General features: G+C 42.4%; 15 protein-coding genes. 4 read left to right on the top strand and 11 right to left on the bottom strand.

The window, feature by feature from the left end:
* Nucleotides 1-244: 244 nt before the first annotated feature.
* Complete coding sequence (locus JMX13_RS12735; protein ID WP_201613110.1) at nucleotides 245-1,432, top strand: glycosyltransferase; 1,188 nt, start codon at nucleotides 245-247, stop codon at nucleotides 1,430-1,432.
* Between the two features lie 132 nt (nucleotides 1,433-1,564).
* Here JMX13_RS12735 and JMX13_RS12740 read toward each other — a convergent pair whose 3' ends face one another.
* From JMX13_RS12740 to JMX13_RS12750, 3 genes are all read right to left on the bottom strand, one after another.
* Nucleotides 1,565-1,903, bottom strand: coding sequence for a RidA family protein (locus JMX13_RS12740; protein ID WP_201613111.1), 339 nt, complete (start codon nucleotides 1,901-1,903; stop codon nucleotides 1,565-1,567).
* 93 nt (nucleotides 1,904-1,996) lie between these two features.
* A complete protein-coding gene (locus JMX13_RS12745; protein WP_201613112.1) occupies nucleotides 1,997-3,244 on the bottom strand; it encodes an NAD(P)/FAD-dependent oxidoreductase in 1,248 nt (415 codons plus the stop codon).
* A 228-nt stretch (nucleotides 3,245-3,472) separates the two neighbouring features.
* Complete coding sequence (locus tag JMX13_RS12750) at nucleotides 3,473-5,641, bottom strand: UvrD-helicase domain-containing protein (RefSeq protein WP_227686325.1); 2,169 nt, start codon at nucleotides 5,639-5,641, stop codon at nucleotides 3,473-3,475.
* Between the two features lie 321 nt (nucleotides 5,642-5,962).
* Here JMX13_RS12750 and ychF point away from each other — a divergent pair, with 321 nt between their 5' ends.
* The 3 genes from ychF (at nucleotide 5,963) to JMX13_RS12765 (ending at nucleotide 9,462) form a co-directional block, all read left to right on the top strand.
* Complete coding sequence (ychF, locus tag JMX13_RS12755; protein WP_201613115.1) at nucleotides 5,963-7,054, top strand: redox-regulated ATPase YchF; 1,092 nt, start codon at nucleotides 5,963-5,965, stop codon at nucleotides 7,052-7,054.
* A 191-nt stretch (nucleotides 7,055-7,245) separates the two neighbouring features.
* On the top strand, nucleotides 7,246-8,655 hold the full coding sequence (locus JMX13_RS12760) for a deoxyguanosinetriphosphate triphosphohydrolase (RefSeq protein WP_201613117.1): 1,410 nt from the start codon (nucleotides 7,246-7,248) through the stop codon (nucleotides 8,653-8,655).
* Between the two features lie 126 nt (nucleotides 8,656-8,781).
* Nucleotides 8,782-9,462 carry a TetR family transcriptional regulator gene (locus JMX13_RS12765; RefSeq protein ID WP_201543164.1) on the top strand — a complete coding sequence of 227 codons (681 nt, stop codon included), beginning with the start codon at nucleotides 8,782-8,784 and terminating at the stop codon, nucleotides 9,460-9,462.
* Between the two features lie 47 nt (nucleotides 9,463-9,509).
* Here JMX13_RS12765 and gspK read toward each other — a convergent pair whose 3' ends face one another.
* The 8 genes from gspK to JMX13_RS12805 form a co-directional block, all read right to left on the bottom strand.
* Nucleotides 9,510-10,622 (bottom strand): type II secretion system minor pseudopilin GspK, encoded by a 1,113-nt coding sequence (gene gspK / locus JMX13_RS12770; RefSeq protein WP_201613119.1) that lies wholly within the window; start codon nucleotides 10,620-10,622, stop codon nucleotides 9,510-9,512.
* 12 nt (nucleotides 10,623-10,634) lie between these two features.
* Nucleotides 10,635-11,498, bottom strand: a complete 864-nt coding sequence (locus JMX13_RS12775; protein WP_201613121.1) for a type II secretion system protein GspJ — start codon at nucleotides 11,496-11,498, stop codon at nucleotides 10,635-10,637.
* The gene (gene gspI / locus JMX13_RS12780) at nucleotides 11,495-11,980 is read right to left on the bottom strand and encodes a type II secretion system minor pseudopilin GspI (RefSeq protein ID WP_201613123.1); all 486 of its coding nucleotides are present in this window, start codon (nucleotides 11,978-11,980) and stop codon (nucleotides 11,495-11,497) included. The genes JMX13_RS12775 and gspI overlap by 4 nt, the downstream gene beginning before the upstream one ends.
* Nucleotides 11,981-11,983: 3 nt before the next feature.
* Nucleotides 11,984-12,682 carry a prepilin-type N-terminal cleavage/methylation domain-containing protein gene (locus JMX13_RS12785; protein ID WP_201613125.1) on the bottom strand — a complete coding sequence of 233 codons (699 nt, stop codon included), beginning with the start codon at nucleotides 12,680-12,682 and terminating at the stop codon, nucleotides 11,984-11,986.
* Between the two features lie 211 nt (nucleotides 12,683-12,893).
* A complete protein-coding gene (locus JMX13_RS12790; protein ID WP_201543168.1) occupies nucleotides 12,894-13,577 on the bottom strand; it encodes a TetR/AcrR family transcriptional regulator in 684 nt (227 codons plus the stop codon).
* A gap of 232 nt (nucleotides 13,578-13,809) precedes the next feature.
* Nucleotides 13,810-14,598 carry a TatD family hydrolase gene (locus tag JMX13_RS12795; protein WP_201613127.1) on the bottom strand — a complete coding sequence of 263 codons (789 nt, stop codon included), beginning with the start codon at nucleotides 14,596-14,598 and terminating at the stop codon, nucleotides 13,810-13,812.
* A 215-nt stretch (nucleotides 14,599-14,813) separates the two neighbouring features.
* Nucleotides 14,814-16,601, bottom strand: coding sequence for a GspE/PulE family protein (locus JMX13_RS12800; RefSeq protein WP_201613129.1), 1,788 nt, complete (start codon nucleotides 16,599-16,601; stop codon nucleotides 14,814-14,816).
* A 72-nt stretch (nucleotides 16,602-16,673) separates the two neighbouring features.
* A complete protein-coding gene (locus JMX13_RS12805) occupies nucleotides 16,674-17,336 on the bottom strand; it encodes an SAM-dependent methyltransferase (RefSeq protein ID WP_227686326.1) in 663 nt (220 codons plus the stop codon).
* Nucleotides 17,337-17,430 lie beyond the last annotated feature (94 nt).

A 17,430-nucleotide genomic window follows, 5' to 3' on the forward strand; every position in this document is an offset into this window, starting at 1 on the left:
TTATGATAATTTAACCCTGTCAGGCATCGCTGCCTGACTCAAGTAAATCACTCTCCGATAAAGTCGGGGCGGTTCAAGTAGGAATATCGTTTATGAAGTTAAATCGCTTTGTAATCACGAAGCTAAAATCAAATAACTAATAAGATATTAGAAAAATCATTACAAGCTAAACACTCTTTCAACTCCTATCCACCTATTCGTACTAAGTAAGAAATTCGATATATAACCTAATAAGAGAGCAATTATGTCCCTTTGCCTTAATATGATTGTAAAAGATGAGAGTCATATCATAGAAGATACACTAGAGAATATTTGCCGCTACTTCCCTATTACTTATTGGGTTATTTCTGATACTGGCTCTAGCGATAACACTATCGCTATTATCAAAAATTTCTTTCAGAAAAAAGGTATAAAGGGAGAAATACATCAAGAATCTTGGAAAAATTTCAGTCACAATAGAAATGCCGCTTTATACGCATGTAGAGATAAGGCAGATTATGTTTTAATTTTTGATGCAGATGATTCAGTAGAGGGTGACCTTAACTTACCAAAACTAAGTAAAGATGCTTATTACTTTCAGATGTCAAATGAGTCAAACACTCTTAAGTATTACCGAAAGTTAATCGTAAAAAACAACGGTACTTATAAGTGGTATGGAGTTTTGCATGAGTTCCTCAAAAGTGATGATGAAAAGGCACGAGAGGAAGTTAATGGTGAATATTTTGTTATATCAGGTAGAAAAGGTAATCGAAGTTTAAATAAAAACAAGTATTCAGATGACGCTGAAATGCTAAAACAAGCCTATTTATCTGGAGAAGACGTTGATTTACTACCACGCTATGCTTTTTATTGCGCTCAATCTTATAGAGACGCAGGGTTGATTGATGAGGCTATTGAATGGTACAAAGAAAGAGCAATATTAGAAAACAAAGGATGGAAAGATGAGGTATATTGTAGCTACAAGGAACTAGGCTTGCTATTAGAAAAGAAAGGAAATTATAAAGATGCTCTATATTACTGGCACTTAGGAGTAGAGCTAGACCCAATGAGAGGTGAGTGCTGGTACCAATTATCTAGAAGACACAGTTGGAACAAAAGTACAGCCCTAGCATATGTCTATGCTAAACAAGCTAGTGAACTGAGTATGCCTGAAGGTAATCGATTGTTTGTAATAAAGAATATCTATCAATATTGGTCGTATTACGAGTGGTGTTTAAACGCTTATAAACTAGGTAAAATTGAAGAATCCTATCAAGCTTTTAAAAAGCTAACAGTGCATTGCACGGAAGACTTAATAAATAGAGTAGCTCATCAAGTAAAAGATTATAGAGATTTAATTTTAAACGATAGCTTCGATAATATAAGACTGCTAACACTAAACTTGAATCGTCTTAACAATATAAAGCTTTTAGATGAAGCAATAAACGAATAATGTACAACCCTTATAATATTGAAAATAGAAAAAATGAAGCAATTATAAAAAGGGTGTGATATCACATTACACCCTTTTACTCTATCTCACTATCAACCTAAGCACCTACTATAGCTAATTAAATAGAAGTACTTATTCAGCAGCGATAACCGTAATCTCGACCAATAACTCAGGACGAGCCAGCGCAGACTCGCCACAAGCTCGCGCTGGTGGTTGGACGCCTTCAAACCATTTATCCCACACTTCATTCATCGCGGCAAAGTCTGACATGCTTTTTAGCCAGACGGTTGCTGATAGCAGCTTTGATTTATCACTACCAACTTCTTGCAGTAATTTTTCGACTTTCTCTAAGCAAGTTAATGTTTGGGCTTTGACATCATCTTCGCCATTACCCACTTGACCGGACAGATAAATGGTCTGATTATGAATCACAATTTGACTCATACGTTGATTACTATGGAGCTTTTGCATGGATTATTATCCTTAATTTTTAATACTTTTAAATACATGAGCTTTCAAATATATAAATGGCTCGCATTTTATTAAACAGCGCTTAACAAGAAATTAGCTAGAAAAGCGTTCGGCGCTAAAGGGCTTAATATCGACCAATAACGGCTTGTCATGAATCATCTCTTCGACCAGACGACCTGTCATTGGCCCCAAGGTGAAACCCTGATGGCTATGACCAAAGGCAAACCATAATTTGTCGTGCTGAGGCGCAGGACCGATGACTGGCTTCATGTCAGGCATACAAGGACGTGAGCCTGCCCATGCTTCACTCTCAACGGCATCTTTTAGCGGGAGAATTTTGCGCGCAAGTTTTAATACGGTATTTAATTGACCAAAGTTCTTTGGCGCATCCATCGTGGTCATCTCAGCACCGGTGGTAATGCGGATACCTTGTTGCATTGGTCCCATCACAAAGCCTTTATCCATATCAAACATACTATGGTTGATGGTGTTTTTTTCCGTTACTTTAAAATGCTGATGATAGCCACGCATCGGGAACAACGGCAAATCATAACCAAGTGGTTTGATTAAATCGTTAGACCAAGGTCCAGCGGCAATGACCAATTTATCACTATAATAAGTGTCATTATCGGTAATGACTTTCCAGCCATCTTGCTCCTGCACAATTTCATTTACGCCGCTTTCTTTAATGATACCGCCCATTTCTTGGAAGTTTTTTGCGTATAATTTAACCAATAAGCTTGGGTTTGACACCTGCCAAGAGTTGAGCCAATGAATCGCACCAGCGAACTCGTCAAAATTGGCGCTAGGCTCCATTACTTTTAATTCATCTACTGTCAATACATTGTGCTCAACACCCTGATCACGGTCTTTTATTGCGGCAGTAATGGCTTCTTTCAGAGTCTCTTCAGAACGATGCAGCTGCAACCAGCCTTTGCGGCTAATCAAATATTCAGCGTTTGCGGCGCTAATCATGGTTTGGTGTTCACTGGTGCAATGCTCAATCAGCGTCTGCCATTCCGCTTCGATTTTTTTAACTGAAGCGGGTGTAGAGTATTTCCAGTACTGCAATAGCGCCTGATGATAGCGCAAGATTGCCGGAATACGATAGCGAATATCGGTGCCTTGATTCGGCAGTACGCGTATCATTTCAGATAGATGACGTGGAAACGGATGGGTATGAATCGCCTCGCGTTGAATCAAACCGGCATTGCCGTATGAAGTCTCAGAGCCCGGTAGTTTTTTGTCCAAAAGTAAAACTTGAGCGTTATTTTTTTGTAGATGCCAAGCAACTGAGGTGCCGACCATACCTGCACCGATAACGATAACTTCATAGCGCATAAAATGTCCTTTTTTAAGATCTTAATACAGAATATCAAATATGAGAAATAACAGATAAGGGAGTAATAGTAACGCATTGCGCGCGAGATTAAACCCTTATGATATAAATATTTTTGCTATTCAATACTTTTGGTTATGCGTTTAAGTGGAAGCTATTTTTGATAGGAATAATGAAGATGTGATTAATAAAATACGCATGTTTTGGATAAATAAAATGCCATGAATCAATCACCACCAAATCGGATCCTCACTCGCTAGCGTCTCTAAAAGACTTTTGCTGGTCTCAACTGTTAGCTTATCAGCAGGCAGCTCAGCGATAAACCGTGACGGCTTATCAAAATATCCTGAATAGCTTGAAAAATAATCGGGCGCGGTTAAAAACAATCTACTTTTAGCACGGCTACAAGCAACATAAAAAAGCTTACGTTCTTCTTCTAACTCTTCAAAATCACTGAGCGAGCGATAATGCGGCGTCATACCATCGACCAATGAATTGACAAACACCACTGGCCATTCAAGGCCTTTGGCACTATGAATGGTCGAGATAGTTACCTTATCTTTATCGTCATCTTCTGGTTTATCCGTAGTCGCCACTGAATCATTAGGCGGATCGAGGGCAAGATTTTCTAAGAACTTATCGAGACTGTCATATTCTGTGGCCAAATTTTTGAGTACACGAAAGTCCTCGCTGCGCTCCCGCCAATTCTCTTCAATCGTTTTTAAAACTGGAATATAAAACTCTAGAATCAGCTCAATAACCATTTCGACTGATTCTGCATGATAGGCTTTGATTAAAGTCGCATGCAATGATTTAAGCTGTGGGCTTTTTTTCGCAAATAACGGTGCTAATAAAGGCGCAAAAGTGTTGTTATTCACATTGCTATCGGCATTAATTGCTTGAGTCAAGCGCGTGGCAGTCACTGACCCTACCCCTTTAAATAAGGTTAAAATACGGTGCCATGCAATGGTGTCATTTGGGTTATAGAGTATTTTGACAAACGCTAAGACGTCTTTGATATGGCGTCTTTCAATAAAGCGGATGCCACCTACGACAATAAATGGAATATTGCGCTCCATAAATTCAAGCTGAACGTAGTTAGATTGAAAGGACGTTCGGCACAAGACGGCAAAATCTTGATAATCATAGTCCGATTTTAATTCAATAATTTTATCGGCAATATATTTTGCCTCTTTGGTTTCGTCACTGAGACGGCGAAAGACCGGCTTTGTGCCTGCTATTGACACGCCCGAATACAGCTGCTTTTGATAGCCTAAAGTGATTTGAGCCGATAAAGCATTGATATAGTCTAAAACTGCTGGTGTGCTGCGATAATTTTGCTCCAATTTAATCAGTTTTGCTTCAGGGTAACTTTCACCAAATAATAAGATATTTTCATAATTGGCACCGCGAAAGGCATAGATGCTTTGGTTATCATCACCAACAACCATCAGCGACACTGACGCAGGCGCACAGATAAGGTCGATCAGCTCTTTTTGCGGGATATTGGTGTCTTGATATTCATCAACCATGATATAACGATATTGCTTTTGTAGCAGCTGGCGAAAGGTGTCATTGTGCTTTAGATGCCGTACCACTTGGCTAATAATGTCATCAAAATCGTATAAATGATTGGCGCGCTTATACTCATGAAAGTCGACCGCCAACTGCTCAATAACCGGAATATGCACAGCGATATCAGGATAACTGCTTTCGATTAAATCTCGAATATTAATACGGCGATTTCTAGAAGTTGAAAAGATATTTTGCAATGTTTTTTTGCGTGGAAATGCCTGATTGGTTATTTTGGTCGGATACTTTTTTTCTTTATTAATCAAATCAATAGCATCTTCGCTGTCACCGGTATCTAAAATAGTAAAGCGCGGGTTGATGCCAAGCAGCCCTGAATATTGGCGCAATAACATGTTGCAAAAAGAGTGAAAAGTGCCGCTAGTGATATCGTTTAGCGCCTTGCCATTTATATGGCTATTATCCGCGAGACGGCTTGCCAGTAAAGTTCTAGCCCGACTTTTAATCTCATTAGCCGCTTTACGGGTAAAGGTTAATAGCAAAATCTCTTTTGGTGCTACGCCGTTTTCTATCAGGTAACTGGTTCTATAAGTCAACGTTTTGGTTTTACCAGAGCCCGCACCAGCGATGACCAATACTTTGCCCTCAATAGTTGTGGCAGCCAATAGTTGGTTGGCATTAAGCTCACTGGCGTAATCCACTTGCAAACCTAAATGACTGGCAAGCCTTTGTTCTAATATTTTAGTATCCGCATTTATCAAATTGGCCTCGAGCTTTTTAATCGCCTGCTCAAGCCGCGTAAGCTTAGGTTTCATGTCAACGAAATTCTGCGGATAATTATAATGGTGGGTAGCAAAAATGGTGCTCATTATTAACAATTGCCTTTGGTGTGGTTTGTCGTGCTATCTATTGATGACAGCGCAGCAGCGTAAATCATCATTTATAGTTAATAGCTTATCATAATAGATAAAGCTCTGAGCTTCGTTGATAACGAGTATTAATATTAAATGGCGTTATCAAGTATTGCTATTGACCGTAAAAATTGAAACAGCAAGCATAACAACCTCACCCATTTTGGCTGAAATTTGCTACAATACGCCCAATTTTGAGTTACTATTTTACTGAGCTTGATAATAACTAAGCACCAAGTCTTATACTGGCTGATTTTATTAATATATTGAGAGCATGTTATGGGTTTTAATTGCGGCATTGTCGGTCTACCAAACGTGGGTAAATCCACCCTGTTTAACGCCTTGACCAAAGCGGGTATCGCCGCTGAAAACTTTCCCTTTTGTACCAAAGATCCCAATACGGGTATCGTACCTGTGCCAGATCCACGCCTGAAAAAACTGGCTGATATCGTCAAGCCTGAGCGCGTACTACCGACGACGATGGAGTTTGTTGATATCGCAGGTTTGGTTGCGGGCGCTTCAAAAGGCGAAGGTATGGGTAACCAGTTTTTAGCCAATATCCGTGAGACCGATGCGATTGCGCACGTGGTACGCTGCTTTGACAATGACAACGTTGTCCACGTTGACGGCCGAGTCAGCCCGATTGATGATATCGAAACCATCAATACCGAATTAGCCTTGGCAGATTTGGAAGCCGTTGAGCGCGCTATCCACAACTTAACCAAAAAAGCCAAAGGCGGTGATAAAGACGCGAGCGCTATGCTCGATATTTTCAAAAAAATCGAGCCATTATTAGCGGAAGGTCAGGCCGCTCGCGGTGCCAATCTAGACAAAGATGAGCAAAAAATGATCAGAAGTTATGGTCTGATTACCTTAAAGCCAACCATGTATATCGCTAACGTCAGTGAAGATGGATTTGAGAATAACCCGTACCTAGATGCCGTACGTGCCTATGCCACTGGCGAAGACTCTATCGTGATTGCATTATGTAACCAAATCGAGTCGGAAATTGCTCAGCTTGATGAAGATGATAAAAAAGACTTCTTGGCTGAAATGGATATGGAAGAAGCTGGCCTTGACCAAGTGATTCGCGGTGGTTATGACTTGCTTGATATGCAGACTTACTTTACTGCTGGCGTAAAAGAAGTTCGCGCTTGGACAGTCGCTGTTGGCGCAACCGCTCCTGAAGCCGCTGGTGTGATTCATACCGACTTTGAACGTGGTTTTATCCGCGCTGAAGTGATTGCTTATGATGACTTTATCGAATACAACGGTGAAAAAGGCGCAGCAGCAGCTGGTAAATCACGCTTAGAAGGCAAAACCTATATCGTACAAGATGGCGATGTGATGCATTTCCGCTTTAACGTTTAACTTTCAAAGTTTAGTAAAGCGGATAGCATGTTTACACAGTCTTAAGATTGAACAACCAAAAGTCAGCCTCGTTGCTGGCTTTTTTATGCGCTTGATTTTACTATGGTAAGTACCAGCCTTTTATATATACAAAATTTTTAGAATAACTGAAATCGTTTAAAATAATAATAACCAATAATGGACTACGATCTATGAATACTCAATTTGATCAACCAAGGACTTCATCTGAGCACTGGGCGCGACTGTTTAGTGCGCAGCGCTTGGGCAGTAATAAAAAAGCCCCTGCGCAAGACAGCGCACGTTCCTCCTTTCATAAAGATTACGACAGACTGGTATTTTCACACTCCTTTCGTCAGCTGAATCAAAAAACCCAAGTCCATCCTCTGACCAATCAGCTAGGCATACATACGCGTTTAACGCATTCGCTAGAGGTTTCTTGTATTGGGCGTTCTTTGGGCATCATGGCCGCAGAGAAGCTGCATGATAAACTGGATGGCGGCTTACCAAATGGCGTAGCGCCCGCTGATGTCGGCGTTATTGTACAAGCGGCGTGTCTCGCTCATGATATCGGCAATCCACCGTTTGGTCACGCTGGAGAGTACGCCATTCGTGACTGGTTTATGCATCCTAACCGTCAAAAATTCTTGCACAATCTAAATAGCAATGAGCAGTTGGATTTGCTCGCTTATGAAGGCAACGCGCAGGGATTCCGTATCCTTGCCCGCAATGAGCATCATCCTGATATGGGCGGTATGCGCCTAACCTGTGCCACTTTGGGCGCGTTTATGAAATACCCCTGGCTTGCGACCCATAGCAATGGCATTTATCAAGGTAGCCCCACCACCAACATGCAAAAATTTGGCTGCTTTTATAGTGAAGCAGAACAACTAGAAGAGCTAGCAGCGTGTTTACATCTACCGCGCTCGGAGCAGCACGATGGCTTTGCTCGTCATCCACTGGCTTATTTATTAGAAGCGGCAGACGATATCTGTTATGCGTTGATAGACTTAGAGGATGGTATCAATTTGAATATGCTAACCTATGCGGAGGTAGCAGCTATTTTTTACGAGTTGATTGGCGAGCACCCTAATCATCTCAATCTACCAACGCAAGTGTCAGTCAGACAACATTTGGCATCACTGCGAGCACGGGCAATGATGCGCTTGGTCAATGCTGTTACCGATGCCTTTGTGGCCAACAGTGACGCTATGCTGGCAGGGACGCTACATGGCAGCCTATTTACCCATTGTGATGCGGCCGTGCAGAGCGGCATCGGCCAAGCTAAGCAATTGGCACGTGAGAAGATATTTAATCACCCAAGCAAAGTACGGATGGAGCTGATGGCCAATCAATGTCTTCAGCGCCTGCTCGATGCTTTTATGCCATTAGCTTGGACAAATGAGACCAGCGCGCCAATGTCCTTTGAGCAGCAGCGTCTGCTAAAATTGCTCCAGCCGCATCTCGATGAGCAGCGTCGTGTCCTAGCAGATAACACATATGATAATATGCTTAATGTCCTAGACTTTATCACTGGTATGAATGACCATGAAGCGTATCGATTGGCACAAGAGCTACAAGGGCATTGGGGCACCATTGTTTAAGCAACAAGTTTGGAAGCCAGTATAAACAAACCTAAAACCAAACCATCAACGATAACCGTCTTTTTTATTCGTATTTTCGCAATGAAATGAGTATGATAGACATCTATCAGGTAATTTTGAAATATTATGAGTAGTCGCGAACAAAAGAAACTTCAAACTCGGCACGCTTTTTTTAATGCGGTGCTCGATTTATGTATGACAGGGCAGTCTTTTAGCTCAATAAGTCTCAGGCAAGTCACACGCGAGGTTGGTGTGGTACCGACGGCGTTTTATCGCCATTTTGATGATATGGAATCGCTTGGTCGTGCCTTGGTTATTGAAGAGTTGGGCGGTACGCTTGCCACCTTAAGTGAAAACTTGCAAATTGGGCGTAAACGTAGCTTTGAGCGTCAAATCGCTAAAAGTATTCAGATGTTTTTATATATGGTCAGCGAGCAGCCTTGCTACTGGCAATTCTTAGTCAGCGAACGCTATGGCGGCTCAGAAGCAGTACGTAAAGCCATCAATGAGCTGATTAAAAAGCACGGTCAAAGCCTAGCAGAGGATTTAGCCCTCCAGCCTGCCTTTAACCATATCAATACTTATGATCGTAGGCTATTGGCTGAAGCTGGAGTCAATATGTTCTTTTCTTGGATTATTGACTGGCTAGAGCTGACCTATACCGAAGACCATGATGATGAGGTCGATTTGGCTGAGATAGAAAAGAAAAAGCAGTTGATGCTGCATAATTGCACGCGCCAAGCACAAATGCTATTTTATGGTGCTTATAACTGGAAGTCTACCGAAGAAACCCGTTTAAGTGATTAATGAAGCTTAATTTTTACGAGTGGTTTAGGAGTGGTTATCTATAACCCTCAAAAACCTGGTCGAAAAGCCCAAAGTCGTTGCGTTACTACACGTACCTCTTTGGGCTTTTTATTATCAGAATTTTGAGCGTTTCTAGTATTAACATCAGCGTTATTAGCATCATTTCTATTTTCATTACTGTTATTTTCTTTTTCACTATCAGCAGCCGTTTTGCTAATAATAATGGTCGCAAAGCGTTGTCTTGCTTGACCAACGGTCGCATTATCACTCGCGATAATAAGCGCCATAAAGGCTTGGCTATCAACCGCTAATAATGGCGTTAAGGCTTTGCGCTCCTCTTCTTTTACACTACTTAATATCGGCAACTGCCAGACATCATCAATAGAGCCAAGTACTTGTTTTGCTCGCAACTCAACAACGCTCTGCATTTGCTGACTGCTCGCACCCTCTGCCAAAGCAGCCAGCAAGACGGGACTGGCGGTATTAATATTAATGGGTAAATAATACGGTACCGCCGTGATATAGGGACGTAGTGCCGCTAATACTTCCGCATTAAAGCCCTTCACCTCGGCTAATTGATCAATACTAAGCAATGCTTGATTGGGCAGATTTTTATCCGCGCCGCGATTAGACTGCTGAGCATAAACCACACTTTCATCACCGCCATCTTGATATACATCGCTATCGGCATCTTGATAATCAAGGACAGCAATGGCGATATCAGGCTCTAAATTTAGCTGTGTGAGCAACCTTTGAAAGACTGCCAAGGCAGCAGTATCAACGGCTCCATTGTGATATAAATTATTAATATTAAAACGACTGCCCTCATCGCGTAATTCGATGCCAATGCTATGTCCACCTAACATATAAGGCGGTATTGGCTGCGCCCAAATATCCTGTATGCTATCAGTGTCATTTAATTTAGCATCAGCACGAATGAGAGTAACGGCCAATTGCTGACCCGCATTGATATCTTGTAAGAGCTGGTTTTGGTCAAACAATAAGCCGCTGCGCCTAATGGCAATCTTTTGACTGGCAAGCATCGCCCCTGCAACCACAGTAATACTGACCACTAATAATAGGATAGTCAGTAGTGCGACTCCACGTTGAGAGTTCGCATTCACGGGTACAACTGGCTTCATTGCTAGCTTACTTGGCATAAATAGCCTCTATCATTGACCAAATGGGGCATTTTCATTACTGTTGCCGTCATTTTTGTTATTACTATCGTTACTATTGCCATTAGGGTTATTAGCATTAGGATTATTAGGAATATTTTTATTACTGGTATTTGTACTGGCATTTGGTATTGGCTGCGGGGTAAGCGCCCATTGCCAAGTAATAGACATATCCTGATAAGTAAAGTTAAGCGCAATCCCTTTTGGTAACAGTATAATCTCAGACGCTGCATTGGCTGAATTCGCCAACTGCCCTGATGCTGCATTGTTATTGATGTTGCTGTCTTTATTGGGAAATTTGGCACTTACTTCAGGTAAATAAGCTTGCCAGCGCCCAGCCGTGACACCTTCAAGCAATATACTATCTAGACTGATGCTATCACTGGCAAGACTGGTATATTGACGACGAATTAAGCGCTCGTCAGCAAAAATGTATTCGATATGCTGTAGACTGGCGCTGCTTTGATAACGTGGGTCAGGGTCGGCAAAACGAACAAAGCTGATACGTGCGCCGTCTAAACTCATAAAGGGTTCAGGCGCTAGTGCATTTTCTTGATTACTGTTATTAGTATTATCGTTTCCGGTATTATTGCTTGCAGCATTATTAGTTGAGGCATTATTAATTAAGGAATTAGCACCTTGTGTATCCACTGCCTGATAGGGAATCATTTGTCCCATATCTTGCTGTAATTGCAAATAGGCATATTGCAAAACCGCTAAATTATCCGCATGAAATTGCGCCCGTTCACGCGCCCGGTTCACGCCATCAAATACTTGCCAGCCTGCAACCGCCAGCATGGCAAATATCGCCATCGCCACCATCAGCTCAAGCAAGGTGAATCCATGATTTGATTTCATGGATTACCTCCATTAGGGTTTAATGAACTCAAATCCAAACTACCAACCTCTTGCTCAGCGTTACTTAATATCACATTGATATCCGTCACTGCGCTGCGTGTTTGTCCATCTATAATGGGCGCAACAGCGATATTCACCTGTTTTAATGCGGGTGTGATAGCATCTGTGGCAGTCATCGTCACTTGCCAATCGCGACCTTGAGCATTGATAGTTTGGGTTTTGTTAGCCGTCAGCCACGTATCTTGAATGCGCAAATCCGCAGCGGCGTTTTGTGCCACGAACTGCGCCAGTGTGCGTGTGCGCAATACATCGACTGAGCTTAAATACGCACTACTCGCACGGCTAGCAGCGACGGCAACGACGGCTAGAATCGCTAAGGCAACCATGACCTCAATTAGGGTAAATCCACGCTCATGCTTTGATATAACGGGCTTTGTATTTGTGTAGGTAGATTTTGCTTTATCTTTATTTTTATCTATCATTAGCTATAGCCCTTGTCCTATCGACATACTGCCATCGGGCATAATCGTAATGACCTCGCCTACCAGACGCGAATTATGGCGTATTTCAATCGTTACAGGCGTGGCCTGACCTGTGCCAAACCATAGTACTTGTGGTACGTTTTGGTCGGTGAACCACGGCTGTAGCACTTGCGTGTGTCCTGCGTTTGACCGGTTACCTGCATCTAGGCTTTGGACGCTTAAACTCACGCCATTAGGTAAGGCAGGCAGGCTAACTTCTGGCTCAATATTCCAGCTTGGTGCGGGTACTTTATCTGAAGCGGCAGCTGACATACTCGTCAAATCTGCTGACAGTTCCATAGCGCTCTTAGGTGTGCTGTCTCGACTAGAAGATGTGGAAGCCTGAGCTTGATAAGCAACATAAGAATTAGATAAAGTGACAATGACGGGCGTAATTTGACCTTGCTTATTGGCTTGTAAACTTAGACCCATAGGTTGCATGCGCTCAGCCGATAAAAGCCTTACATAGCTCAATGAATCCGTTAAATGCTCATAAAAAGCACGGTTTTTGCGTGATTCACTACTACCAACCGATAAGCTCATCATGCCAGCAAATATAGATAAGATGACAACCACCACCACGATTTCGACAAGGGTAAATCCCGCTTGCCCGATATGACTGCGCGTGTGAGAAGCTGCTATTGAGGAAGTCGGTTTTGACATACAGAGGTCATCTAGAATGGCGTCATTTTATTAGAAATGACACCGAATTGGTTGGTATGAGTATGATGTAGATAAAACGATAGACATGACTGATTAAAAAAATAAATCTGTACAGATCTTAAAAGATAAATTTAACGTGCTGCCATACAGAATATAACAACACGGATTTTTATAAAATAATAGCTGACTACGTTCAAAATATAATAACAAGCTAGTAATTGGTATTACGGTGCTCTTCTGATTCAGTCTCTATTTGCTCTACCAACTCTTGCATATCTTCATCCATCACCTCGTCATCAATAGCTGGATAATGGCTTGGCAATTCGAGCATTTGCTGAACAAAGGCATAACGCAAGGTATCACGGCGACCTAAGTAACGCTGATAAAAACTTGAGTTTAATAATCCAGCACCGCCTTGACCCATTGCCCAAATTGAGGACAAATAATCGCGCGTACTTAAGCTACTATGCTGCTCTTGTAAATACGCGCTGATAATATCAATCAAACGCTTCATACGCTGACGGCGAATATCATAAAGCTCGCCAAATAAGCGATTCAGACCCGTTACCGATGCCGCTAAACGCTCTTCGATTTGGTTAAGCAGCATGGCTTTTTGTGGATTAAATAACTGCTGAAAAATCATCCGCGCGACGCCTGCCGACGGACAGTCATCAATACGGTTAATCTCAAATAACTGCTCTTCATAACGGATAATAATACGCAGGTAGAGCTCATCTTTACTGGAGAAATGCTTATATAAGGTGCCTTTAGCCAAATCAAGCTGGTCTGCCAAACTGTCCAAAGTGATATCACCATCGCCTGACTCAAGTAGCAATTGCTCTGCCATCGCTAAGATATTCTCTTCTCGTACCTTGAACTGGTGCTGACGACTCATAATTTCTCCTAAAAACTGACAATATCATGCATATGACCGTCCCTTATATCAGTATATTGGCAGCGCGCGGATTAACTGTATAACAGCTACGCCAATACCATCAAAGGAAATATGCTTATGCTTGCTAAATAGTCATTAATAATCATGCAGTTAGGTTTAGTCTTAAAAATAATTCAAACACAAAACCCCAAGGCTAGTTAATAAATGACTGATTAGTCATAGCATAACCATTTTAGTGATACTGTGCCAGTAAATTTTCAAAGTTTTTTGCAGTTAGTGCGCCGACTTTCTCGCCACTACAGCCATACATCTCAGCAAGATAACTTGCCACGTATGGCACGTATGCCGGCTCATTGGGTCTACCACGTTTAGGTACCGGTGCTAAATACGGGCTATCAGTTTCGATAAGTATTCTATCTTTAGGAATATTTTTTGCAGCATCTTGAATTATTTGCGCACTTTTAAAGCTAACAATGCCTGAGAATGAAATATAAAACCCTAAATCTAATGCGCGTTTTGCGGTTTGCCAATCTTCAGTAAAGCAATGAATAATACCGTGTTCAGCGCCTTCTGCTTTTAGGATATCAAGCGTATCTTCTTTGGCATCACGCATATGCACGACTAGGGGTTTCTTCAAGCTTTGGCTGGTATGAATATGACGCGCAAGGCTGGCTTGTTGCTCTTTTTTATTTTCCGTCGACCAGTAATAATCCAGCCCCGTCTCCCCTATCGCCCACACATGCTCAGCATCAGCCGTTTCTATCAAACGCTCGACCGTCGCTGATTGCAATACAGCAATATCCTCACAAGGATGAATGCCGACACTCATACCAAGATTTAACGTCTCGTCATTATAAGTACTGATGATATTAGCAATCTCATCATATTCAGCGAAATCACACATAATGGCCATTGCACGGGTGACATTGGCTTCTTTCATCGCAGCTATTGCGCCGGACAATTGACCATCATACTTGGTTAAATCCAAACGGTTAAGATGGCAGTGGCTATCAGTAAACATAAACAATCTCGTTAATAAAAATCAATAAGTAGGATATCTTAAAACATGTATTTGGTAATCGTAATAGTATTAATTGTTCTGATAAGCATGCTTTTCAAGTCGTGTTTAAAAACACCTTTATAAGTATTTTCAAGTCTTTTTATTATCAGAGTATTTTTTTAAAGAATACCTTTTTTAAAGAGCTTACATTTAGATGGCAGTTATCAATGCAATTATCAATGTAACGGCACCACACGCATCACCTCTTCTATGGTTGTTATCCCTTCACTAATACGTTTTGCCCCTGATAAGCGTAGCGGCTGTACGCCTTCGCGGTAGGCTTGCTGCTTAAGCACATCTAAATTAGCATCGGCTGCGACCAGTTTTTTTAGCTCATTCGATAATGGCATAATCTCGTATAGCCCAACGCGACCTTGATAACCCGTATGGCGACAGTGCTCGCAGCCCTGCGCCTTATAAACTTGTGCCGGCACTGGGGCGCGCCAAGGCTGTACCAATTCTTGCCATTGAATAGCTATTTCACTATCTGCTTCCACATCAACTGCTTGCTTACAATGCGGGCATAATGTCCGTAATAAGCGCTGCGCCATGACGCCCAATATCGTTGCTGAGGTTAAAAACGGCTGAATACCCAAATCGTGCAGACGAGTGATAGAGCTTGGTGCGTCGTTGGTATGTAGCGTTGAGAGCACCAAATGCCCAGTCAACGATGCTTGTACTGCCATATTGGCTGTCTCTGCATCACGAATCTCACCAACCATAATGATATCAGGGTCTTGACGCATCAAAGAGCGAATACCGTCGGCGAAATGCAAATCAACGCCTGGATTGACCTGCATTTGATTAAAGGCTGGCTCAATCATTTCAATCGGGTCTTCAATAGTACAAACGTTGACCTGCTCAGTGGCGAGCTGCTTAAGGGTACTATATAAAGTGGTGGTTTTACCCGAACCCGTCGGACCAGTGACCAATATAATGCCATTTGGATGCGCGGTCAGCTCATGCCAAGTTTCCAACTGCTTACCCGATAAGCCAAGCTGTGCAAATGAGCGTACCAGTACCTCAGGGTCAAATACCCGCATCACGAGCTTTTCACCAAAGGCAGTCGGCATCGTGGATAAACGCAGCTCCGTCTCTAAGCCTTTCGGTGTGCGCGTTTTCAACCGTCCATCTTGCGGCTTGCGTTTTTCTGCCACATTGAGCCGTCCCAAGATTTTAATACGTGCGGTCACTGCCACTATAATAGCGAGTGGCATCTCATAGACACTATGCAGCACCCCATCAATACGAAAACGTACCTTGCCTGTCTCGCGGCGTGGCTCTAGATGAATGTCACTGGCGCGCTGCTCGAAGGCATATTGCAGCAGCCAATCGACGACTTTGACAATATGTTGGTCATTGGCATCTGGATTGGTGTTATCGCCCAGCTGCAATAAAGCTTCGACATTGGTGACGTCCGCCGCTGCACGCTTATGTAGGGAGTTCGCGCCTGCAATCGCTTGCGTGACTTGATAAAACTCTTGCCGATAGCGATTGATTTGTTCAGGATTAATAAAGACTGTACGATAGCTTTTTGACTTAATGAGCTTTTCAATATTGCCATGCCAATCGGTATAAAATGGTTGGTCAGTACCAATAACCACTTCATCAAGTGTCACTTCAATCGGTAAAATATGCTGCGAGCGAGCATACTCAAACGACATCAACTGCGTCACCGCCGGTACATCGACCTTTAATGGGTCAATACGAACGAGCGGCATATCTGCTTTGGCAGCCAACCATTGATTGAGCCACGACAGCGTTAATTTATTCTCAGAATTACTATCAAGCGCGTGACCATTCGGTAGCCCGAATTCACTAATCGTCAAGAGCGGATGCTGCGCCTTATTACGGCGGCTGGTAATGACGAGATTATAACCGCGCTGATCAATCACCCTGTCTGCCAACAATTCATCTAGGCACCAACGTAAATCAATCACTATTGAATATTTTTGAGCAGGCATAGTTGTCTTCTTCTATGGTTTAGAGCATTTGGTCGGCGGCGATATTTACTATAACTCTGATATTTACTTTAATTATATTATGACAATATTCGTTATCTGTAATTCACCTGATTCCAGCAATTGAAAGCTGACATCAACAGACTTATAGCGCATGACAAATGACGTATCTGTCTCTGTACGCCGATAAGCAGGACGTGGGTCTTGTGCTATCAAGGCCTTGATAGTATCAAGATCAGACATTACTAACTGTCTTTGGATTTTATAAATGACTGCTTCGACCGTTGCTTGCTTATTTTGAGCGCTTTCCTCTGTTTCACTATGAATAATCTGATTGGCGATAATTTGTATAAACTGCTCATAAGCCCATTCTATAATCGTCACATCCAACAAGTGTGGCGCAGAGGGTGCAAAGCCGCTTTGTGCATCAGGTAGCGCATCACTATAAGCCACATAGGGCTTGATATCGATGATGGGCGTACCATCTATCATATCAGCACCGCCAATGAGAAGTAACACCCGCCCTTCTACAATCTCAATGCGTTCAATTTTTACCACAGACAATCCAAGCGCGGACGGACGATACATACTGCGACTGGCAAACACACCGATTTTTTGATTGCCACCCAAGCGTGGCGGGCGAACTTGCGGGCGAAAAGCGCTCTCGACTTTCTCTTGCTGATTATAGTTATCTAAACTGGTCTGCTTGTCTTTATGCAACTTGTCTTTATACCCCACTCTCAACTTCGAAAGTGATTGAAAAAAGAAGAGCACCTCACTAATCTATTGTTTTCGACCAAGAATACAATGGAGTTGTGAGATGCCCATACAA

It is taken from the genome of Psychrobacter immobilis (genome assembly GCF_904846285.1).
Lineage (GTDB): Bacteria > Pseudomonadota > Gammaproteobacteria > Pseudomonadales > Moraxellaceae > Psychrobacter > Psychrobacter immobilis_D.